Below are 20,814 nucleotides of genomic sequence, written 5' to 3' on the forward strand. Positions count from 1 at the left end.
ACGGAGTGCAATCGTGCGGCCATGACGACCAACGGGGGCCACGAGCCCGTCTTCTGCACCGTCGTACCACCGCACGTCCTCGACAAGCTCTCCCAGGCCGAGGACCCGGTGCTCGCGGGCGCCGCGCGCAAAACCCTGGAGCGCGACGCCTTCGAGCGCACCCACCGCCGTCTGACCACGGTCGTCGGCGCCCCGACCGTCACCGCACCCGTCGGCGCCGAGACGGGCAAACCGCACCGCACGATCCACGACGCCCGCCACGGCACGGACCTGCCCGGCAGGAAGGTGCGCGGCGAGGGCGACGAACCCGGCAAGGACGCCACGGTCAACCGCGCGTACGCGGGCCTGGGTGCCACGTTCGAGCTGTTCCTCCAGGCGTACGAGCGCGACTCGATCGACGGCGCCGGGCTGCCGCTGGACGCGACCGTGCACTACGAGCGCGACTACAACAACGCCTTCTGGAACGGCGAACAGATGGTGTTCGGCGACGGCGACGGCGAGATCTTCCTCGACTTCACCATCCCGATCGACGTCATCGGCCACGAGCTGAGCCACGGCGTCACCCAGTACACGGCGAACCTGACGTACTTCGGCCAGCCGGGCGCGCTCAACGAGTCCATGTCGGACGTGTTCGGCGCCCTCATCAAGCAGTACACGCTCGGCCAGACCGCCGCCGAGGCCGACTGGCTGATCGGCGCGGGCCTGCTCGCCCCACGCGTCACGGGCACCGCCCTGCGCTCGATGAAGGCCCCGGGCACGGCGTACGACGACGACGTCCTCGGCAAGGACCCGCAGCCGGCGACCATGGACGACTACGTCCGCACCGGCCGCGACAACGGCGGCGTCCACATCAACTCCGGCATCCCCAACCACGCGTTCTACCTCGTGGCCACCGCCCTCGGCGGCCATGCCTGGGAGCGGGCCGGACAGATCTGGTACGACGTCCTCACCGGCGGCGAACTGAGCAAGCAGGCCCTCTTCGTCGACTTCGCCACGCTCACGGTGAAGGCCACGAAGGACCGGTTCGGCCAGGGCGACGAGCTGACGGCGGTGCTGAAGGCCTGGGAGCAGGTGGGTGTGCGGACGCTGTAGTTCCGTACTAGACAGGACCCATGCGTATTCAAGTGCGGCGCACGGGCGGTTTCGCGGGCATCGAGCGGCACGCGGTGGTGGACACCGCCGGGCGGCCCGATGCCCAGGACTGGCGCACCCTGGCCGAGCGGGCGCTCGCCGCCGGCCGGGGCTCTCCGCCGCTCGGGGTGCCGGACGGCTTCGCGTACGAGATCACGGTGGACGGGAGGACCGTGCACTGCGCGGACCCCCGGCTGTCCGAGGCGCAGCGGGAGCTGATCAGAAGGGTGCTCAAGGAGGGGGCGTGAGCAGCCCCGCAGGGGCGCTGGGGGCGCGTAACGGGCACTTCACCCTCGGGCGTTGACTTCCGTTACCCGTGGTACGGATGATCCGCCCATGGCGACAAACGCGACCAACCCGATACCCCAGTTCCCGGCAGGCTTCCTGTGGGGCGTCTCGACCTCCGCGCATCAGATCGAGGGGGCCGCGGGCGAGCGCGAGCAGTCCGTGTGGGACGCCTTCTCGGCCGAGACGGGCCGCATCAAGGACGGCTCGACGGCGGCGGTGGCCTGCGACCACTTCCACCGCTACCCCGAGGACGTGGCCCTGCTGCGCGACCTGGGCGTGGGCGCGTACCGCTTCTCGATCTCCTGGCCCCGGGTGAACGCCCCCGGCGGGCTCGACTTCTACGACCGCCTGGTGGACGAGCTGACCGGGGCGGGCATACGGCCGGTGCCGACTCTCTTCCACTGGGATCTGCCGTCGTCGCTGGAGGAGGCGGGGGGCTGGCTGAACCGGGACACCGCCGAGCGATTCGCCGAGTACGCCGCCGTCGTCGCCGCCCGGCTCGGTGACCGCGTCACCAAGTGGATCACCATCAACGAGCCCGCCGAGCACACCCTGTTGGGCCACGCCCTCGGCACCCACGCCCCCGGCAAGCAGCTCATGTTCGACGCGCTCCCGGCCGCCCACCACCAGCTGTTGGGCCACGGCCTGGCCGTACGGGCCCTGCGCGCGGCCGGAGTCACGGACGTCGGCATCGCCAACTCGCACGGGCCGACCTGGGCCGCGTCTCAGGAGCAGGCGGACGTGGAGGCGGCCGGTTTCTACGACCTGCTGCTGAACCGTCTGTTCGCGGAGCCGGTCCTTCTGGGCGAATACCCGGAGGGGATCGGCGAGTTGATGCCGGGCACCGACATCGGGTCCGACCTGAAGGTCATCTCCGAGCCCATCGACTGGTACGGCGTCAACTACTACGCCCCGACCCGCGTGGGCGCCCCCGAGGGCGCGGACATCGAGTTCGGCGGCATCACCATCCCCGCCGAACTCCCCTTCACCGTCAAGGAGATCGAGGGCGTCCCCACGACCGACTTCGGCTGGCCGGTCGTCCCCGAGGGCCTGACCGAGCTCCTCACCGACTTCCACGAGCGCTACGGCGACCGCCTGCCGCCCGTCGTCATCACGGAGAACGGCTGCTCCTACGAGGGCGTCGACGACCAGCGGCGCATCGCCTACCTGGACGGCCACGTCCGGGCCCTCCACAAGGCCGCCGAGGCGGGCGTCGACGTACGCGGCTACTTCGTGTGGTCGCTGCTGGACAACTTCGAGTGGGCGGAGGGGTACGCACGCCGCTTCGGGCTCGTTCACGTGGACTACGAGACGCTTGAGCGGACGCCGAAGGCGTCGTACGGCTGGTACCAGGAGCTGCTTCGGGCGCAGAGCCGGGGATGACGGCGATACAGCCGACCGGCGCTCTCGCGGAGCCCGTCATGGGGGTCCCCCCGGTTTGAGCGAAGTCGAAAACTGGGGGAGGGTCGGCGGGGGCTGGACCTCCGCCCTCGCGCTGGCCAACGGGGCGATCTGGGTGGGCTGGTACGGCCCGCTGCAGATCCTGCTGGCCTCGCAGGCGGTGGACTTCGCGCCCGGTGCCGGGATGTCGAAGGAGACGATGCTGGCGTGGGTGACCGGCGCCGGGGCGGTCGTCTCCCTGTTCGCCACGCCGCTGTTCGGCGCGCTGTCGGACCGTACGACATCCCGGTGGGGCCGTCGCACGCCGTGGATCGTGGCGGGGTCGGCGGGCGGGGCGGTGTCGTTGCTGCTGCTCGCGGGCGCGAACGGGCTGTGGACCACGGTGGCGGGCTGGTGTCTGGTGCAGCTGACCCTGAACGCGTCCTGGGCGGCTGTCACCGCGGCCGTGCCGGACCAGGTGCCACGGCTCCAACGAGGCTCCGTGGGAGGCTGGTTGGGCGCGGCGCAGATCCTGGGTGTGGTCGGCGGCACGGGGCTGGCGACGCTGGCCGGAGGTGTCGGCGCGGGGTACGCGGCGTGCGCGGTGTTCACGCTGGTGGGCGTGTTGCCGTACGTGCTGGGGCACCGGGATCCGCGGTTGCCGGCGGCGGCCCGCCCGGCCTGGTCCTGGCGGGGGTTCCTGGGAGGCTTCTGGCTGAGCCCGCGGCGGTACCCGGACTTCGCGTGGGCGTGGCTGACGCGTTTCCTGATCAATCTGAGCAACAGCATCGGCCTTCTCTACCTGCTGTTCTACCTGCGGGACCGCGTCGGGTATCCCGACCCGGAAGAGGGCGTGCTGATCCTCACGGTGGTGAACGCGCTGACGCTGCTGGCGACGGTGGTGGTCTCCGGGGTGTGGTCGGACCGGGTGGGGCGGCGCAAGCCGTTCGTGTACTGGTCGGGGATGGTGATGGCGGTCGCGGCCGGCACGATCGCCCTCTGGCCGACCTGGCCCGGCACGATCGTCGCCTCGGCTCTTCTCGGCCTCGGCTTCGGTGTGTTCACCTCGGTCGACTTCGCCCTCATGACCGATGTCCTGCCGAAGGCCCTCGACCGGGGCAAGGACCTGGGCGTCATCAACGTGGCCAACTCCCTTCCCCAGGTGGCCGCCCCGGTGGTGGCCGCGCCGATCGTGGCCCATCTGGGCGGCTACCGGGCGCTGTACCTGGTGGCGGCGGTGATCGGACTGGCGGGGGCGGTGTTCGTGGGGCGGATACGCGCGGTGGAGTAGAGCGCGCGGGCCGAGTGCCGCGGATCACGCGGGCGGAGTGCGGGAGATCACGCGTTTCACAGCCGGTGCACAGACAACGGATCCACCCTTTCACCCGTCTTCAGTGCTGACCACGCTCGCCCCCGAAGGGACGCACTGTGCCTACGCGTTCAACCAGACCATCCCGAACCCGCCCCGCACGACAGGCGATAGCCGTGCTGGCCGTGTCCGGCACGCTGCTCGCGACGCCCTCGCTGGCGGCGCCCTCGGCGTTCGCGGCCGGGGCGCCCCCGACCGACCTGCGCGTGGACACGAACCGGGACGGGAAGGTCGACGTCGTCGGCACCACCGACACATCCGGTGAGAACGGCTGGACCGTCGCCCGGGGCGCGCTGATGCTGCCCAACATCGACGACGACACCAAGCGTTGCCCGGCCACCGGCCCGAAGGGCAAGCCCCTCTCGGACGCCAAGCTGGCCGCCTGCAACGACGCCTCCGACACGAAGGTGAACGGCACCGCCGACGCCGCCGACCTGGCCCGCGTGCGGTCCGTACCGATGGCGACTGTCCCGGCGGGGGCGCAGGGCAGTGTGAAGGTCACGGCGGGCGCCGCACAGACCCGTGTCTTCGTCAAGCGGGGCAAGAAGTGGGAGCCGGTCACCGCCAAGACCCGCCTGACCCGGGCCGAGCTGAAGGCCGGCGTCGAGTTCGGCGTCGAGGCCCGGGACGTGATCCGGGACACCGCGAAGTGGGACGGGACGGCCCGGGTCCGGCTGACCGTGAAGTCCTCCAAGGGGACCACCGCCGACTCGGTCACCCTGCGCGTCGCACCGCTCCTGACCCACCACCACCTGCAGAACGCCCAGCAGCTGCTGGTCACCAAGGTCTCCGGTGGCAACTACGGAAAGCTCAACCGCGCCTTCCGCGAGGGCCTGGACAAGGCGGCCAAGAGCGCCGGCATCACGCAGCCGACGGTGAACTTCACCAAGTACGGCGACATCTGGGCGCAGGACTTCGTCGAGCCCGCGTACGTCAGCATGACCGGCGCGGACGGCCGTCGGCAGGTCATGCGGGTGATGCTCCGCTCCGCCCAGCTGGACCGGGAGGCGGGCCGGGAGCTGTTCGAGAAGATGCGCGGCCCGAACACCGGTGCCGTGCAGGTGACGGGCGCCCGGGAGTCGGAGGAGTGGACGCTCAACTCCATGGGCAACCTGGAGACGATTCCGCCGTACGCGCAGGGGAACCGTTCCTTCCCGGCAGGCCGGATCATCATGGGCCAGCGCCCGGACACCGGCTCCAAGCCGGCGAAGGTGATGCGGACGTTCCTGAAGTCGCAGGGCCTGCAGGACCCGCTGTTCCTCGACACGTCCTGGCTGCACGTCGGCCACGTCGACGAGTTCGTGCAGTTCCTGCCCGCCGACACCCCGCGCGGCTGGAAGATCGCGATCGCCGACCCCGAGGCGGGGCTCAAGCTCCTGCGTGACGCGAAGGCCGCCGGCCACGGTTCGACGAAGATGTTCTCCCTGAAGCTCGGCCCCACGGAGACCATCACCAAGGCCCTCGCCTCCAAGACCCTGGTCTCCGACAACAACCTCGCCACGCGCCGGATCGAGGCCAACCTCGCGGTGCTCAAGCGCGAGACGGGCGTGACGGACGCCGAGGTCGTCCGCGTTCCCGCCCTCTACACCCAGGGCACGGAGATGGTGGGCGAGACGCAGTCGGGCGGCGACGGCACGACCCGCCTCCCCCGTCTGACCCGCCTCGGCGCCGGCTCCGAACTCCCGGACGTGGCACGGGACTACGGCCAGCAGCGCCGGCTCGACGAGACGACCGCGGACAACGGCTCGAAGACGAGGGAGGGCCTCGGGGCAGCCTCCCCCGCGGCGCCCGCGCCGCCGGTGATGACCAGCGCGTACGTTCCCGGCGCGGTCAACGGCATCGTCCTCAGCCGCACGCACTACCTCGCGCCGCGCCAGTGGGGTCCCGTCATCGGCGGCAAGGACATCTTCACCGAGGCCGTCACGGCCGCGTACACCGGCGCCGGCATGCAGGTGTCGTACCTCGACGACTGGGAGACGTACCACCTCGGCATGGGGGAGATCCACTGCGGCACGAACACGCTGAGGGACACGTCGGCGGCCTGGTGGACGCGCTGACGCCCGCCACCGCCTGACCGGACCTGATCGTCGCCGCCGCCCCGGAGAACCGAACCGGGGCGGCGGCGCTGTCTTCCTCTCACGCCGAACCCGGGCTCCGCAGATCCTCCAGCCGTACGAGGCTGTCCCGGACCTGCTCCCGCTCCTCGTCGGTGAGCGGCACCGCCCTGGCCCGCCCGATCGCGTCCGCCGCCGCCTGCTCGTCCCCGAGCCGCACCGCGACATCGGCGCGCAGCACGAGCAGCCGCACCAGTTGGGGAGCCGTGGGGGTCTCCCCCCGCTCCCCCCGCTCCAGTGCCCGGTCGATGACCTTCGCCGCGGCCGCCGGATCCTCCTTCGAGTCCGCCAGCAGGGACGCGTGGTGGAGGGCCCGCGCGAAGGTCTCCTTCGGGGCGGGCCGGTGGTGCTGGTCCTCGCTCGTGGGCTGCCCCACACGGATGCAGTTGCCGCCCGGATCGGTCATCAGGAACTGCCGCATGCCGTACGACATGTCCTTCAGCGGCCCGATACGCGGCAGCCCCCGCGTCGGTATCCGCCCGTACGCGCCCTTGAGGCCGGCCCGGAACGCCGCGTACAGCCCGTCCACGTCGTCCGTGACCACGTAACACGTACCGAGCGATTCCGCCGGCTCGTACCGCTTCGTCGCGAAGAACTGCAACTCGATCCCGCCCCGCGTCACCGCGGCGTACGGATTGGGGCTGCGCTGCTGGAAGGTGACCTCGAATCCGAGGGCCACATAGAAGTCGAGGAGTGGCTGGAGGCTCTGACACGGAAGGATCACGATCGTCTTCTCGCCCATCCCCTGACTCTAGTCAAATTTGACCAGTTGGGGCGACCCTTTTGGAGGGCCGGCCGGGTTCGGCTGGGTCGGGCGGTCAGAACCCCAGCTTGCGCAGCTGACGGGGATCGCGCTGCCAGTCCTTCGCGACCTTCACATGGAGGTCCAGGAAGACCGGCGTGCCGAGCAGCGCCTCGATCTGCTTGCGGGACTTGATGCCGACCTCCTTCAGGCGCTTGCCCTTGGGGCCGATGATGATGCCCTTCTGGCTGGGGCGCTCGATGTAGACGAAGGCGTGGATGTCGAGGAGGGGTCTGTCGGCGGGGCGGTCCTCACGGGGGAGCATCTCCTCGACGACGACGGCGATGGAGTGCGGGAGCTCGTCGCGGACGCCCTCCAGGGCCGCCTCGCGGATCAGCTCGGCGATCATGACCTGCTCGGGCTCGTCGGTGAGGTCGCCCTCGGGGTAGAGGGCCGGGCCCTCGGGGAGGAGGGGGACGAGCAGGTCGGCCAGCAGGTCCACCTGCTTGTCGGCGACCGCCGAGACGGGCACGATCTCGGCCCACTCGAATCCCAGTTCCCTGCCGAGCTGGTCGATGGCGATCAGCTGCTCGGCGAGACGCTTGCTGTCCACGAGGTCGGTCTTCGTGACGATCGCGATCTTCGGCGTCTTCTTGATGGACGCCAGTTCCTTCGCGATGAAGCGGTCACCGGGGCCGAGCTTCTCGTTCGCGGGCAGACAGAAGCCGATCACGTCGACCTCGGCCCACGTCGCGCGGACGACGTCGTTGAGCCGCTCGCCCAGCAGGGTGCGCGGCTTGTGGAGACCGGGGGTGTCGACCAGGATCAGCTGGGCGTCCGGCCGGTGCACGATGCCCCGCACCGTGTGCCGCGTGGTCTGCGGCTGGTCCGCCGTGATCGCCACCTTCTGGCCGACCAGAGCGTTCGTGAGGGTGGACTTGCCCGCGTTGGGGCGGCCCACGAAGCAGGCGAAGCCGGCGCGGTGGGCGGCCTCGGCCGGCTTCTCGGATGACTGGGTACGGACGCTCATGGCGCCCATTGTCCCTGATCGCCAGAGCCGCGCCGCACCCAGCACGGACCGTGAGCTTTCCGAGCAGAAGCGCGACGGCCACCCGACGACGCTGGGCGCGGCCTCCGGCGCGGTCGCCGGTCTGGTCGCCATCACCCCGTCCTGCGGCTCGGTCTCGCTGCTCGGCGCGCTGGTCATCGGCCTCGCCGCCGGTGTCGTCTGCTCCTACGCCGTGGGCTGGAAGTTCAGGCTGAACTACGACGACTCGCTCGACGTCGTCGGCGTCCACCTCGTCGGCGGCGTCATCGGTACGGTCCTGATCGGCGTCTTCGTCGTCGAGTCGATGACCGGCGGGGCCGAGGGCCTCCTCCACGGCGGCGGATTCGCCCAGCTCGGCAAGCAGTTGGTGGCCGTGGTCGCCGTCGGGGCGTACGCCTTCCTCGTCACGTACGGCATCGGGAAGCTGATCGACAAGGTGCTGGGCTTCCGCGCGGACGAGGAGCACGAGCACACCGGTCTCGACCTTACGGTGCACGCCGAGACGGCATACGATCACGGCGTCCTGGGGCACGGCGCCCCGGTCACCTCGTCCGCATCGTCCACGTCCTCCACGTCCTCCACCTCCACGCAGAAGGCCAAGGCCCAGGCATGAAGCTCATCACCGCGATCGTCAAGCCGTACCGCCTCGACGCGATCAAGACCGCCCTGCAGGAGATGGGTGTCCACGGTCTGACCGTCAGCGAGGCCAGCGGCTACGGCCGGCAGCGTGGCCACACCGAGGTGTACCGGGGCGCCGAGTACCAGGTCGATCTCGTCCCCAAGGTCCGGATCGAGGTCGTCGTCGGGGACGCCGACTCGGACGCCGTGATCGAGACGATCGTGAAGGCCGCCCAGACCGGGAAGATCGGCGACGGCAAGGTGTGGGCGCTGCCGGTGGAGACGGTCGTACGGGTGCGGACGGGCGAGCGGGGTCCCGACGCGCTGTGAGACCCGGAGTCGGGTGAGGGGTGGTACCGCCGGGTGCGGTACCACCCCTCACCCGTTCACTCAGGCGCGGCGGGACGACGGATCAGTCGAACACGAACGGTCCCGGCGACTGCGGTTCGCTCGCCGTGCAGCTCACGGTGATGCCGAAGACCACCATCTGCAGGGAGCCGCCGTACGCCTCCAGGCTGTCGCCGGAGGCGACGGTGCCGGTGAGCGGGCCGACGACCATGCCGTCACCGGCGGCCAGGGCCGGGTTCTCGGTGCCGGTGAAGGACGTCGTGCCGCCGCTCGCCTTGACGAAGGTGAGCGTGGACTGGATGGAGTCCTCGGCGAGGGCGATCGGGGCGGTGATCTCCTCGGAGGAGAGGGTGACCGTGGCGGTCGTACCGTCCTGCGTGGCCGTGAGCGTGGCCGTGCCGGCGCCGCCGATCGTGCAGCTGGCGTTGATGGTCGCGGTCTGAGGAGTGACCGCGAGGGCCGTCGGGGCGAACGCGAGGCCGGTGACGGCCAGCGTCCCTGCCGCGAGCGCCGAGCCGACTCCGAGTCGTATGCGTCTCATCGAGCGAATTCCCTTCCCTGGTACGGGAGGTGCACGGGGTCTGGGGGAGCCCCGTACGTCCCGGTACGGGCGTGCCATGTGGGGGCGATGCAATGCGCGGCCGCGCGGCGGAATATGACGGTCCGCCAGGAGAACGGCTCCATTGAGACGCGACCGGCCCGAGATTGCAAGAGATGTTCTGCGGGTCGCGGCAAGGGCCGGCGAAAGTGGCCGAAGGCGATCGTCCGGTGCGGCTGCCGACTCCTGAACGGGGCCTGCGGGGTGAGGTGTTCTGTCCCGTGCCGCGCCGGTTGTCGGCAGCCGGGTCCGGGGTGTCCACTCTTCCGCGTATGGTTTTCGCCCAGCTCGACGGGCTGTTACCGGCCGTAACACTAGGGTGCGAGCGATCTCCGAGGCGCCTCGGCCGAAGATCACTACCCTGTACGGGTGCTCACTTACGACGAGTTGACGGGGCCGGAGCGGGAACTGTGGGACGCGTTTCCGGAGGGGCGGCGGGTGGATCTGCGGACGGGGGTCGCGGAGGAGGACCGGATCGCCGGGGGTGGGGACTGGGGGCCGGAGCGCACGGTTCGGGCGTCGGTGGTCGCGGCGCTGCTGCTCGGCGCCAACTCCACTCAACAGGCCGGCGCGGTCGGCTCGTTGGCCCTCGCCGGTGCGCGGATCGCCGACCGCCTCGATCTGGCCGGAGCACGGATCGACCACCCCGTCCGGCTGGAGGAGTGCTGGTTCGAGGAGAGCGTGAACCTCTTCGGGGCGGAGACCCGGACGATCGCGATCACACGAAGCCGGGCGCCTGGCCTCGAAGCGGGGTCGATCCGTGTCGAGGGGCGCCTCGACCTGAACCGCTCGACCGTGGAGGCGGATTCCGTCTCGCCCTTCCATCCCAGGATCACCGCCCTGTCCCTCATGCACGCCCGGGTGAGCGGCGGCATCATTCTCAACAGGGCCCGGCTGAGCGCACCCGGCGGGTGGGCGTTGTCAGGCGGTGGACTGGTCGCCGAGGGAGCCGTCCAATGCCGGAACGGCTTCGTCTCGCACGGTGAAGTACGGCTTCCGGGAGCGCAGTTGACCGGCGGCCTCTTCCTGCAGGGCGCCCGGCTGGAACGTCCCGGCCCCCATGGAGTCGCCCTCGCCCTGGACAACGCCGTGGTCCAGACACTCAACTGCTCCGGCGGATTCACCGCGAACGGCACCGTGCGCCTGCGCGGCACCCAGGTCACGGACAACGTGAGCTTCGAGGGAGCGGTCCTGAACGGGACCCCCGACAGCCCGGCCCTGATCGCCATGCACACGCAGGCCGTCGACCTGGACCTCACCCTCGCCCGGCCGCCGTCCGGCACGGTCGATCTGCGGGGCGCGCAGGTGTCGTATCTCCACGAGAACGAGCACAGCTGGCCGGAGACGGTGGAGCTGGACGGTTTCGTCTACGGCTCCATCAAGACGGCGGAGGCGGACGGCGAGCGCCGGGAGGCGGTGGGAGACCGGGCGTCCGTGGCCCGCCGCATGGAGTGGCTGGAGCGCAGCCCCGGCTACGGCCCGCAGCCGTACGAGCAGTTGGCGAGCTGGTACCGCAAGGCCGGCCACGACGACGACGCCCGCCGCGTCCTCCTCGCCAAGCAACGCCACCGCCGCCGGGGCCTGTCCCCGGCAACCCGTCTCTGGGGCCACCTGCTCGACGTCACCGTCGGCTACGGCTACCGCCCCTGGCTGGCCGGTGTCTGGCTCCTGGCACTGACCCTGCTGGGCACGCTCGTCTTCCACGCGCACTCCCCCGCACCGGCGAAACCGGGCGAGGGCGCTCCCTTCCAGCCCCTCGTCTACACCCTCGACCTGCTGATCCCCATCGGCGGCCTGGGCCAGCGCACGGCCTGGTACTGGACGGACGACGCCCCCCAGGGGCTGGCCTACGCCCTGATCGCCATCGGCTGGATCCTGACGACGGCCGTCATCGCGGGGGTGACCCGCACGCTGCAGAAGAACTGACCGTGCGGAGGTTCAGCCCGCCGTCACCGTCACCCGTACCGCTCCGTCCGGCCCCGCCACCAGCACCGGGGTCTCCGGTCCGCCGAGGTCCCGTACGGCGGCCCGGTCCTCGTCGGAGACGGTCGCGGAGTCGGTCACCACGGCCGCCGCCTCCAGGGACTTCGCGCCGGAGGCCACCGCCATCGCGACGGCCGTGCGGAGCGCGCTCAGCCGCAGGGAGTCGAGGGCCACGGTCCCGGCGACATACGTACGGCCCGTCTCGTCCCGTACGGCCGCCCCCTCGGGCACGCCGTTGCGGGCCCGCGCGGAACGGGCCAGGGTGACGATCTTGCGGTCCTCGGGGTCGAGCGCGCTGCTGTCGGTCATGAGCCGAGCATACGGAGAGCGGGGCGTCCCCTCATGCCACGGGGTGCGTTCACGCCCGGTCGAGACGGAGCCGCTGCGCGCGCGGCAGGCCGGCCACCACCAGGTCGTACGAGTCCTCGATCAGCTCCTCGGCCAGGCGGTCCGCCAGGCCGCCGTCGAGGGTCACCGTGTTCCAGTGGCGCTTGTTCATGTGGTAGCCGGGGATGATCAGGCCCGGGTGCTCGGTGCGGAGCCGGACCGCGTCCTCCGGGTCGCACTTGAGGTTGACCTTCAGCGGGCGCTCGTCCGTCCAGCTCAGGGCGAACATCTTGCCGAGGACCTTGAAGACGGAGATCTCGGGGCGGAAGGGGAAGTCCTCGACGGCCTCGTTGAAGGACAGGCAGAAGATACGCAGCTCCTGTGGGGTCACTCCGGCTTCGTCCCCTCCTCCGACGGCTCGGCGGGCCCGATCGGCTCCACCAGCACCGTGACGATCTTGTTCCGGCGGCCGGCCGCGGCCTCCGCCGTGAGGCGCAGTGCGCGCTCGTCCGGCAGCGGGACGACCGAGGAGGCGCCGGCGATCGGGACGCGGCCCAGGGCCTTGGCGAGCAGGCCGCCCACGGTCTCCACGTCCTCGTCGTCGTAGGCGTCCAGGCCGTACAGCTCGCCGAGGTCGGTGATGTCGAGGCGGGCGGTGACGCGGTAGCGGTCCTCGCCGAGGTCCTCGACGGGCGGGAGTTCGCGGTCGTACTCGTCGGTGATCTCGCCGACGATCTCCTCCAGGATGTCCTCGATGGTGACGATGCCGGCGGTGCCGCCGTACTCGTCGATGACGACGGCGACGTGGTTGCGCTCCTGCTGCATCTCGCGGAGCAGGTCCCCGGCGTTCTTGGTGTCGGGGACGAAGACCGCGGGGCGCATGGCCGTGGACACCAGTTCGCTCTCGGCGTCCCGGCTGATGTGCGTCTTGCGGGCCAGGTCCTTCAGGTACACGATCCCGACGATGTCGTCCTCGTTCTCGCCGGTGACCGGTATGCGCGAGAAACCGGACCGCAGGGCGAGGGTGAGGCCCTGGCGGATGGTCTTGTAGCGCTCGATGGCGACCAGGTCGGTGCGCGGGACCATCACCTCGCGGACGAGGGTGTCGCCCAGCTCGAAGACCGAGTGCACCATGCGGCGCTCCTCGGCCTCGATCAGTGACTCCTTCTCGGCGAGGTCGACCAGCGCCCGCAGCTCGGCCTCGGAGGCGAACGGGCCCCGGCGGAAACCCTTGCCGGGCGTCAGCGCGTTACCGATGAGGATCAGGAGGTTCGGGATCGGGCCCATGATCCGGGCCAGCGGCAGCAGGACGTACGCCGCCGCCGTGGCCGTGTTCAGGGGGTGCTGGCGGCCGATGGTGCGCGGGGAGACGCCGACGGCCACGTAACTGACGAGGACCATGACGCCGATGGCGACGGCCAGGGCCTCCCAGGTCTTGTCGAACTCCTTCAGGCAGGCGTAGGTCACGAGCGCGGCGGCGGCCATCTCGCAGACCACGCGCAGCAGCAGCGCGACGTTCAGATAGCGGGTCGGGTCGGCCGAGATCTGGGCGAGCCCCGCGCTGCCGCGCCGCCCGGACCGTACGGCCTCCTCGGCGCGGAAGCTGGAGACGCGCGCGAGGCCCGCCTCCGCGCAGGCGGCGAGCCAGGCGACGACGACCAGGGCGACGGCACCACCGATGAGAGACGCGCTCATGACACGGTCGGTGCCGGGGAGGGGCCGGTGAAGCCCTTCTCCGCGCGCCAGCCGTCCACGATGGCGGCCTGCAGGCCGAACATCTCGGCCTTCTCGTCCGGCTCCTCGTGGTCGTAGCCGAGCAGGTGCAGCACCCCGTGGACGGTGAGGAGCTGGAGCTCCTCGTCCATGGAGTGCTGCGTGTCCGCTTCCTTGCCCTGCTTCTCGGCGACCTCGGGGCAGAGCACGATGTCGCCGAGGAGGCCCTGCGGCGGCTCGTCGTCGTCCTTCGACGGCGGACGCAGCTCGTCCATCGGGAAGGACATGACATCCGTGGGGCCGGGGAGGTCCATCCACTGGATGTGCAGCTGCTCCATGGCGTCGGCGTCCACCACGATCACCGAGAGCTCGGAGAGGGGGTGGATGCGCATCCGTGTCAGCGCGTAGCGGGCGATGTCGAGGATCGCCTGCTCGTCGACCTCGGTTCCGGACTCGTTGTTGACGTCGATCGACATGGTGCGGTGCTTGTCTACTTCCCCTTGTGCCCGGCCCTGCCCCGGTCGCCCTTGTGCGAGCCGTTCTCCGTGCCGTGCGTGGTGTCGTACTTCTCGTACGCGTCGACGATACGGCCGACGAGCTTGTGCCGGACGACATCCTGGGACGACAGCCGGGAGAAGTGCACGTCGTCCAGGCCCTCCAGGATGTCCTGGACCTGGCGCAGACCGGACTTCGTGCCGTTCGGCAGGTCGACCTGGGTCACGTCACCCGTGATCACGATCTTCGAGTCGAAGCCGAGGCGGGTGAGGAACATCTTCATCTGCTCGGGCGAGGTGTTCTGGGCCTCGTCGAGGATGATGAAGGCGTCGTTGAGCGTACGGCCGCGCATGTACGCCAGGGGCGCGACCTCGATCGTCCCGGCCGCCATCAGGCGGGGGATGGAATCCGGGTCGAGCATGTCGTGCAGCGCGTCGTACAGCGGGCGCAGGTAGGGGTCGATCTTCTCGTAGAGCGTGCCGGGCAGGAAGCCCAGGCGCTCGCCGGCCTCGACGGCGGGGCGGGTCAGGATGATGCGGTTGACCTGCTTGGACTGGAGGGCCTGGACGGCCTTGGCCATGGCCAGGTAGGTCTTGCCGGTGCCGGCGGGGCCGATGCCGAAGACGATGGTGTGCTTGTCGATGGCGTCGACGTACCGCTTCTGGTTGAGCGTCTTGGGGCGGATCGTGCGGCCGCGCGAGGACAGGATGTTCTGCGTCAGAACCTCGGCCGGGGTCTCCTGGCCGTCGCCCTTCCCGTTCTCACTCGCTCTGAGCATGGCGATCGAGCGTTCCACTGCGTCCTCCGTCATCGGCTGTCCGGTGCGGAGCACCAGCATCATCTCGTCGAACATGCGCTGGACGAGAGCGACTTCGGGGGCGTCGCCGACCGCGCTGATCTCATTGCCCCGGACATGGATGTCGACCGCCGGGAAGGCCTTCTCGATCACGCGCAGGAGGGAGTCGCCGGAACCCAGCACGGTCACCATGGGGTGCGCCGCGGGGACGGTGAACTGTGCTCTCGCCTTGCCCTGCGCGGGGGTGTGAGCTGTGGGTGTCTGAGTCATGGGCCGGCTCTGGGGCCGCACGTCCTCCTTGAAGCGACTCGCAGGTGGTGGCCTGCGCTTGTGAATCCAGAGTACGCCGGGGGACTGACAGGGCCGTAGGGCTTTTCGCGGGAGAGCCCGGGACCGGCGCCGTTCCTCAACGCCAGAGGGGTGCCCCCGCCGCCCCCGGGCTCGTCGCCTCGATCTTCGCCCGGATCTCCCCCATCACCTCGACGATCCGGCGCTCGTGTTCCGGGGTCAGGCGGGCGACCGGGACCGAGCAGCTGATGGCGTCCTCGGCGGGGGTGTCGGTGCGCAGGGCGAAGCCGAGGCCGATGATGCCGGGGACGCCCTCCTCGCGGTCGACGGCGTAGCCGCGGGCGCGGACGGCGGCGAGGTCGGCGGCGAGGGAGTCGCGGGTGGTGTGGGTGCGGGGGGTGAGCGCCGCGTAGGGACCCTCGGGGAGGTCCGCGTCGGGGCGTTCGGCGAGGAGGGCCTTGCCGAGGGCGCCGGCGTGGGCGGGGAGGCGGCGGCCGACGCGGCTGATCGTGCGCAGGTACTCGTGGGACTCGCGGGTGGCCAGGTAGGCGACGTCCATGCCGTCGAGGCGGGCGAGGTGGATGGTCTCGCCGAGGGCCTCGGACGCCTCGTCGAGGTAGGGCCGTACGGCGCGGACGCGCGGGTCGGAGTCCAGGTAGCTGGTGCCGGTGAGCAGGGCGCGGATGCCGATGCCGTACAGGGAACCGGTGGTGTCCGTGCGGACCCAGCCGCGGCCGATCAGGGTCTGGAGCAGCGCGTACATCGAGCTGCGCGGGACCCTGAGCTCGTCCGCCAGCTCCTGGAGGCGTGCGGGCCGGTCGCCGCGCGCGGCCAGCAGTTCCAGCAGGTCGACCGTGCGTGCCGCCGACTTCACCTCGCGGACGCCCCCGGCGCCGTCTGTCTCCGACATGCGCCGATCGTATGCGGGGCGGCGCACTCACCCATGGGCGCTGCTGCGTGACGCTCCTCTTGACGCTCCGCAGGTCGCGTATCTAATCTCCATCTCTATACGTAGATGATGTCTATATATAGAGAGACGGGCGGGCGCGGTGTCCGGCGGCTGCCCCCGCGCGGAAGTCGCCGCCTCGACCGTAGGAGCCGCCCCGTGACCCGTGACCTGACCATCACCGAGGTCCGGCTGACCCCGATCCTGGTCGCCGACCCGCCGCTGCTGAACACGCAGGGCGTGCACCAGCCGTACACCCCGCGGCTCATCGTGGAGGTCGTGACCGCCGACGGGACCACGGGCGTCGGCGAGACGTACGGCGACACCAAGTACCTGGATTTGGCCCGGCCGTTCGCGGAGAAGCTGGTGGGTCGTCAGGTCGGCGATCTGAACGGGCTGTTCGTCCTCGCCGACGAGGTGGCCGTCGACGGGTCCCGGGTCTCCGGCCAGGTCGACGTGGGCGGGCTGCGCGGCATCCAGACCGCCGACAAGCTGCGGCTGTCGGTGGTGTCGGGGTTCGAGGTCGCCTGTCTCGACGCGCTCGGGAAGGCGCTGGGGCTGCCCGTGCACGCGCTGCTCGGCGGCAAGGTGCGGGACACCGTGGAGTACAGCGCGTACCTCTTCTACAGGTGGGCGGACCATCCCGAGGGCGTCGCCTGCGAGAAGGACGACTGGGGCGCGGCCCTGGACCCGGCGGGGGTCGTGGAGCAGGCCCGGACGTTCAAGGAGCGGTTCGGGTTCACGTCGTTCAAGCTCAAGGGGGGTGTCTTTCCGCCGGAGGAGGAGATCGCCGCGATCCGTGCGCTGGCCGAGGCCTTCCCCGGGGACCCGCTGCGGCTGGATCCGAACGGCGCCTGGTCCGTGGGGACTTCGCTGAAGGTCGCGGACGCGCTCGCCGACGTACTCGAATATCTGGAGGACCCGGCGCTCGGGACGTCCGCGATGGCCGAGGTCGCGGCGGGGACGTCCGTTCCGCTCGCCACCAACATGTGTGTGACGACCTTCGCGGAGATCGAGCAGGCGTTCACGCGGGGTGCCGTCCAGGTCGTCCTCTCCGACCACCACTACTGGGGCGGACTGCGCAACACCCGTGAACTGGCCGCGATCTGCCGTACGTTCGGTGTCGGTGTGTCCATGCACTCCAACACGCACCTGGGGATCAGCCTTGCCGCGATGACGCAGGTGGCGTCCACGGTTCCGGGCCTCCACCATGCCTGCGACTCCCACTATCCGTGGCAGTCGGAGGATGTCCTCACGTCGCGCCTCACGTTCGAGGACGGGGCCGTGCGGGTGTCGGACGCGCCGGGGCTCGGAGTCGAACTCGACCGCGAGAAGCTGGAGTTCCTGCATCGGCGGTGGCTGGATGACGACGGGTCGCTGAAGGACCGGGATGACGCGGCGGCGATGCGGGTGGCCGAGCCGGGGTGGGTGTCGCCGGCCGTGCCGCGCTGGTAACCCCGGTTCGCCGTCCGCGCCCCGGTGGGGCTTCTCGCGCAGTTCCCCGCGCCCCTAAAAACCCACGGCCCTGCGGGCCGGAACGCGACGGGCCGGTGGGCCGGTGGGCCGGTGGGCCGGTGGGCCGGTGGGCCGGTGGGCCGGTGGGCCGGAAAGCACGGGGCGCAGCCCCTGCTTTTCAGGGGCGCGGGGAACTGCGCGAACAACCCCCACGCACCCGCACCCGCCAGAAGCCCTCAGGGACCGAGCTGAAAGGCGAAACGCGGGCCCGAAGGGGCGGCAGCGCCTGGGGACGACACCCCCACCCGTACGACGCACCGGGGCCCGACAACACCTGCCCCGCACCCCCCAGCGGAGCGTTTGGTGCAGACTGGCTGGATCCGCACCACGCCAGGGAGCACATCGTGACCGCGTTCAAGGGAGAGCGACCGCACCGGCCCCAGGTCGACCCGCTGAGGTCCCTGAGAGCACCGGACGACCCGCCCTGGGACGTCTATCTGACGGGCACCGTCTTCCTCGACATCATCTTCACCGGGCTCGACTCCGCCCCGGTGCGCGGGACCGAGTCCTGGGCACGCGGGATGGGGTCGAGCCCCGGCGGCGTGGCGAACATGGCCACGGCCCTGGCCCGGCTCGGCCTGAAGACGTCCCTCGCGGCGGCCTTCGGCGACGACCACTACGGGGAGTACTGCTGGGACGCCCTGGAGCAGGGCGAGGGCATCGACCTCTCCACCTCCCGTACGGTCCTCGGCTGGCACTCCCCGGTCACCGTCTCCATGGCGTACGAGGGCGAGCGCACGATGGTCTCGCACGGCCACGCGGCACCCCCGGAGCAGTCCGAGCCCGAGAACCCGCCCCCCGCGCGCGCCGCCGTCGCCTCCCTCACGCCCGGCGTACGCGCCCCCTGGATCGCGCGGGCCGCGAGCGAGGGCACCCGGATCTTCGCGGACGTCGGCTGGGACGAGACCGGCGCCTGGGACCTGGCGGGGCTCGCCGACCTCGCCCACTGCGAGGCGTTCCTGCCCAACGCGCAGGAGGCGATGCGGTACACCCGCGCCGAGTGCCCCCGGGCCGCCGCCCGCGCCCTCACCGACCACGTCCCGGTGGCCGTGGTGACGCTGGGCGCGGACGGCGCGTACGCCGTGGACGGCCGGACCGGGGAGACGGCGGAGGTACCGGCCATCGCGGTGGAGGCCATGGACCCGACGGGCGCGGGTGACGTGTTCGTCGCCGGGTTCGTCACCGGCACCCTCGCGGACTGGCCCCTCGCGGACCGGCTCGCCTTCGCGGGCCTGACCGCCGCGCTGTCGGTCCAGGAGTTCGGGGGGTCGTTGTCCGCCCCCGGCTGGTCCGAGATCGCCGCCTGGTGGCGCCGGGTGCAGTCCCTGGACCGTCAGGACCCCGCCGCCCTGCGCCGGTACGCCTTCCTGGAGGACCTCCTCCCGAAGGACCACGTCAGTCCCTGGCCCCTGCGCCGGGCCGTCCCCACGATCGGCTTCCGCCGCTCGGCGTGACGGCACCGCCGCCGCGTGCGATCTCGGGAGGCTGAGGTCATCGGACGGGTGCGGGTTCGTCGTGGCTGGTCGCGCAGTTCCCCGCGCCCCTGAAAAAGCAGGGGCCCCGCCCCGTGCTTTTTCATCGGCCCGCTGGGCCGTCTCCCAGGACCCGGGGAACTGCGCGAACAGCCGAACACAGCCCTCGGCGGAGCGCCCCGATGGCGTCGCAAAACCCACCACTCCTACCCGTCACACCCCACCCCAAACGCAACGTGTCCCAGATCACGCCCCCCGCGTTTCTTCCGCTCCCCACCCCCCTGATACAAATTCTCCGCGCGTCCCTGTCCGTCGACAGCCAGCCGCCCAACCTCCCTCATTGAGCCGCACCTTCGCACGTCCAGGAACGCCCGTGTCCCCCCGCACCACCACCCCTCCCTGGCCCCTCGTCGCCCTTTTCACGGCCGGGTATCTCGCCGCGTACCTCCTGCCCACCACCGTGGGCAGACTCGACGCGGCCCTCCCCCTCACCTCCACCGAGGCCGGCGCCGTCGGCAGTGCCCTGCTCCTGGGTTCGGCCACGGCGGGTTTCACACTCGCCGCCCAGGTGGAACGTTTCGGCCCCCGTCGCCTGGCCCGCGCGGGCCTGCTGCTCGCCGCCGTCGGCTACGGCACCGCCGCCCTCACCACCGCCCTCCCCGCGGTGGTCGCGGGCGCGGTCCTCGGCGGCTTCGGTTCCGGTACCGCGACCGCCGTGGCCGCCACCGGGATCGCCGCGCAGCGCGACCCGCACCGGGTGTCGACGCTGGGCCTGCTCACCGTCTCGGCGCTGGCCGGCGCGCTGTATCTGACGATCCCCCGGCTGGGCCCCGGCCACGGCCTCCCGCTCGCCGCCCTCGCCCTCACGGCCCTGCTCACCCTCCCGGCGACCGCCCGTCTCGCGGCCCCGGTGGCAACGACCCGGGTCGCCCGGGAACGGGGTCCCCTGCCCCACCTCCGCCACGGCCTGACCCTCGCTGTCACGCTCCTCCTGTGGTCCCTGGCGCAGAACTCCCTCTGGGGCGTCAGCGGCCGGATCGGCACCACCCAGGCCGGGCTCTCCGAGGTCACCGTCGGCGCGGTCTTCGCGACGGCTCTCGGCGCGGGCCTGCTCGGGGTGATCGGGGCGGGTGCGCTGGGCGCGCGCTTCGGCCGCGCGCTCCCCATCGGCGCCGGCACGGCGCTCATCGCCGGCTGCATCGTGCTCAGCGCCACCGCGACCGACCTGCCGACCTTCGCGACGGGGGAGGTCGCCTGGAACACGCTCTACCCGGTCGTCCTGTCGTACCTCATCGGTCTCGCCGCCTCGCTCGACCCGCGTGGCCGCTGGGCGGTCCTCATCGGCTCCGCGTCCTCACTCGGCACGGCCGTCGGACCCCTGGTCGGCAGCCTGCTCTCCGCCCACGTCGGCTACCCGGCGATGGGCGCGATCCTGGCCGTGGGCCTCCTCCTCATCACGGCCCCCATGACCTGGGTGGCCCTGCGCGCGGCCCCACCCACCACGGAACACGCCCGCTACCAGGAGCACGAACGGGACCGCGCCCAGCCCCAGTCCCGGACCGCCGCCGAGCGGCCCGAGTACCGCCCGGCGGCCTGAGGCCCCGTCACCACCGGCGGCCGGGGCCCGTCACCACCGGCGACCG

The 20,814-nt window shown here is 71.3% G+C and carries 19 protein-coding genes and 1 pseudogene; 11 read left to right on the forward strand and 9 right to left on the reverse strand.

Translation table 11 applies throughout. The annotated features are described in order from the left end of the window. Positions 1-21: 21 nt before the first annotated feature. The 5 genes from OG272_RS16645 to OG272_RS16665 all read left to right on the forward strand — a co-directional run bounded on the left by OG272_RS16645 (position 22) and on the right by OG272_RS16665 (position 6,225). On the forward strand, positions 22-1,092 hold the full coding sequence (locus OG272_RS16645) for a M4 family metallopeptidase (RefSeq protein ID WP_326582882.1): 1,071 nt from the start codon (positions 22-24) through the stop codon (positions 1,090-1,092). 20 nt (positions 1,093-1,112) lie between these two features. After that, entirely contained in the window at positions 1,113-1,379 is a 267-nt protein-coding gene (locus OG272_RS16650) for a protealysin inhibitor emfourin (protein ID WP_326582881.1), read from the forward strand. Between the two features lie 88 nt (positions 1,380-1,467). Further along, positions 1,468-2,802 carry a GH1 family beta-glucosidase gene (locus OG272_RS16655; RefSeq protein WP_327729760.1) on the forward strand — a complete coding sequence of 445 codons (1,335 nt, stop codon included), beginning with the start codon at positions 1,468-1,470 and terminating at the stop codon, positions 2,800-2,802. 55 nt (positions 2,803-2,857) lie between these two features. Then, the gene (locus OG272_RS16660; RefSeq protein WP_328223035.1) at positions 2,858-4,090 is read left to right on the forward strand and encodes an MFS transporter; all 1,233 of its coding nucleotides are present in this window, start codon (positions 2,858-2,860) and stop codon (positions 4,088-4,090) included. A gap of 194 nt (positions 4,091-4,284) precedes the next feature. Beyond that, positions 4,285-6,225 carry a protein-arginine deiminase domain-containing protein gene (locus OG272_RS16665; RefSeq protein WP_328223036.1) on the forward strand — a complete coding sequence of 647 codons (1,941 nt, stop codon included), beginning with the start codon at positions 4,285-4,287 and terminating at the stop codon, positions 6,223-6,225. Positions 6,226-6,304: 79 nt separating this feature from the next. On the opposite strand, the gene OG272_RS16670 is transcribed toward OG272_RS16665, so the two are convergent. Next, positions 6,305-7,024 (reverse strand): VOC family protein, encoded by a 720-nt coding sequence (locus OG272_RS16670; RefSeq protein WP_327729757.1) that lies wholly within the window; start codon positions 7,022-7,024, stop codon positions 6,305-6,307. A 76-nt stretch (positions 7,025-7,100) separates the two neighbouring features. Then, positions 7,101-8,063 carry a GTPase Era gene (gene era, locus OG272_RS16675; RefSeq protein WP_326582876.1) on the reverse strand — a complete coding sequence of 321 codons (963 nt, stop codon included), beginning with the start codon at positions 8,061-8,063 and terminating at the stop codon, positions 7,101-7,103. A gap of 52 nt (positions 8,064-8,115) precedes the next feature. On the opposite strand from era, the pseudogene OG272_RS16680 reads away from it, so the two are divergent. After that, positions 8,116-8,685, forward strand: a pseudogene (locus OG272_RS16680) (ammonium transporter); the annotation flags it as partial. Beyond that, positions 8,682-9,020 (forward strand): P-II family nitrogen regulator, encoded by a 339-nt coding sequence (locus OG272_RS16685; RefSeq protein ID WP_327729756.1) that lies wholly within the window; start codon positions 8,682-8,684, stop codon positions 9,018-9,020. The pseudogene OG272_RS16680 and the gene OG272_RS16685, both read left to right, overlap by 4 nt. An 82-nt stretch (positions 9,021-9,102) precedes the next feature. Here OG272_RS16685 and OG272_RS16690 read toward each other — a convergent pair whose 3' ends face one another. Then, the gene (locus OG272_RS16690; RefSeq protein WP_326582873.1) at positions 9,103-9,579 is read right to left on the reverse strand and encodes a hypothetical protein; all 477 of its coding nucleotides are present in this window, start codon (positions 9,577-9,579) and stop codon (positions 9,103-9,105) included. Positions 9,580-10,005: 426 nt separating this feature from the next. Between OG272_RS16690 and OG272_RS16695 the strand changes: the two genes are divergently transcribed. After that, positions 10,006-11,562: an oxidoreductase gene (locus OG272_RS16695; protein ID WP_327729755.1), complete on the forward strand. Its 1,557-nt coding sequence runs from the start codon at positions 10,006-10,008 to the stop codon at positions 11,560-11,562. 12 nt (positions 11,563-11,574) lie between these two features. Here OG272_RS16695 and OG272_RS16700 read toward each other — a convergent pair whose 3' ends face one another. The 6 genes from OG272_RS16700 to OG272_RS16725 all read right to left on the reverse strand — a co-directional run bounded on the left by OG272_RS16700 (position 11,575) and on the right by OG272_RS16725 (position 16,148). Continuing rightward, entirely contained in the window at positions 11,575-11,928 is a 354-nt protein-coding gene (locus OG272_RS16700; RefSeq protein WP_326582871.1) for a cytidine deaminase, read from the reverse strand. A 49-nt stretch (positions 11,929-11,977) separates the two neighbouring features. Then, positions 11,978-12,337, reverse strand: coding sequence for an MmcQ/YjbR family DNA-binding protein (locus tag OG272_RS16705; protein WP_405893897.1), 360 nt, complete (start codon positions 12,335-12,337; stop codon positions 11,978-11,980). Then, positions 12,334-13,641 carry a hemolysin family protein gene (locus OG272_RS16710; protein WP_405893899.1) on the reverse strand — a complete coding sequence of 436 codons (1,308 nt, stop codon included), beginning with the start codon at positions 13,639-13,641 and terminating at the stop codon, positions 12,334-12,336. The genes OG272_RS16705 and OG272_RS16710 overlap by 4 nt, the downstream gene beginning before the upstream one ends. Beyond that, on the reverse strand, positions 13,638-14,135 hold the full coding sequence (gene ybeY, locus OG272_RS16715; RefSeq protein ID WP_033530060.1) for an rRNA maturation RNase YbeY: 498 nt from the start codon (positions 14,133-14,135) through the stop codon (positions 13,638-13,640). The genes OG272_RS16710 and ybeY overlap by 4 nt, the downstream gene beginning before the upstream one ends. A 14-nt stretch (positions 14,136-14,149) precedes the next feature. Beyond that, positions 14,150-15,220, reverse strand: coding sequence for a PhoH family protein (locus OG272_RS16720; protein WP_327729752.1), 1,071 nt, complete (start codon positions 15,218-15,220; stop codon positions 14,150-14,152). A 136-nt stretch (positions 15,221-15,356) separates the two neighbouring features. After that, a complete protein-coding gene (locus tag OG272_RS16725; RefSeq protein ID WP_327729751.1) occupies positions 15,357-16,148 on the reverse strand; it encodes an IclR family transcriptional regulator in 792 nt (263 codons plus the stop codon). 195 nt (positions 16,149-16,343) lie between these two features. Between OG272_RS16725 and OG272_RS16730 the strand changes: the two genes are divergently transcribed. From OG272_RS16730 to OG272_RS16740, 3 genes are all read left to right on the forward strand, one after another. Then, the gene (locus OG272_RS16730) at positions 16,344-17,639 is read left to right on the forward strand and encodes a glucarate dehydratase family protein (protein ID WP_405893902.1); all 1,296 of its coding nucleotides are present in this window, start codon (positions 16,344-16,346) and stop codon (positions 17,637-17,639) included. Between the two features lie 404 nt (positions 17,640-18,043). After that, positions 18,044-19,153, forward strand: coding sequence for a PfkB family carbohydrate kinase (locus OG272_RS16735; RefSeq protein ID WP_326582865.1), 1,110 nt, complete (start codon positions 18,044-18,046; stop codon positions 19,151-19,153). A gap of 391 nt (positions 19,154-19,544) precedes the next feature. Next, a complete protein-coding gene (locus tag OG272_RS16740) occupies positions 19,545-20,768 on the forward strand; it encodes an MFS transporter (protein WP_328223041.1) in 1,224 nt (407 codons plus the stop codon). The last annotated feature ends 46 nt before the right edge of the window (positions 20,769-20,814 follow it).

This window comes from Streptomyces sp. NBC_00104, assembly GCF_045160825.1.
In the GTDB taxonomy this organism is placed as follows: Bacteria; Actinomycetota; Actinomycetes; order Streptomycetales; family Streptomycetaceae; genus Streptomyces.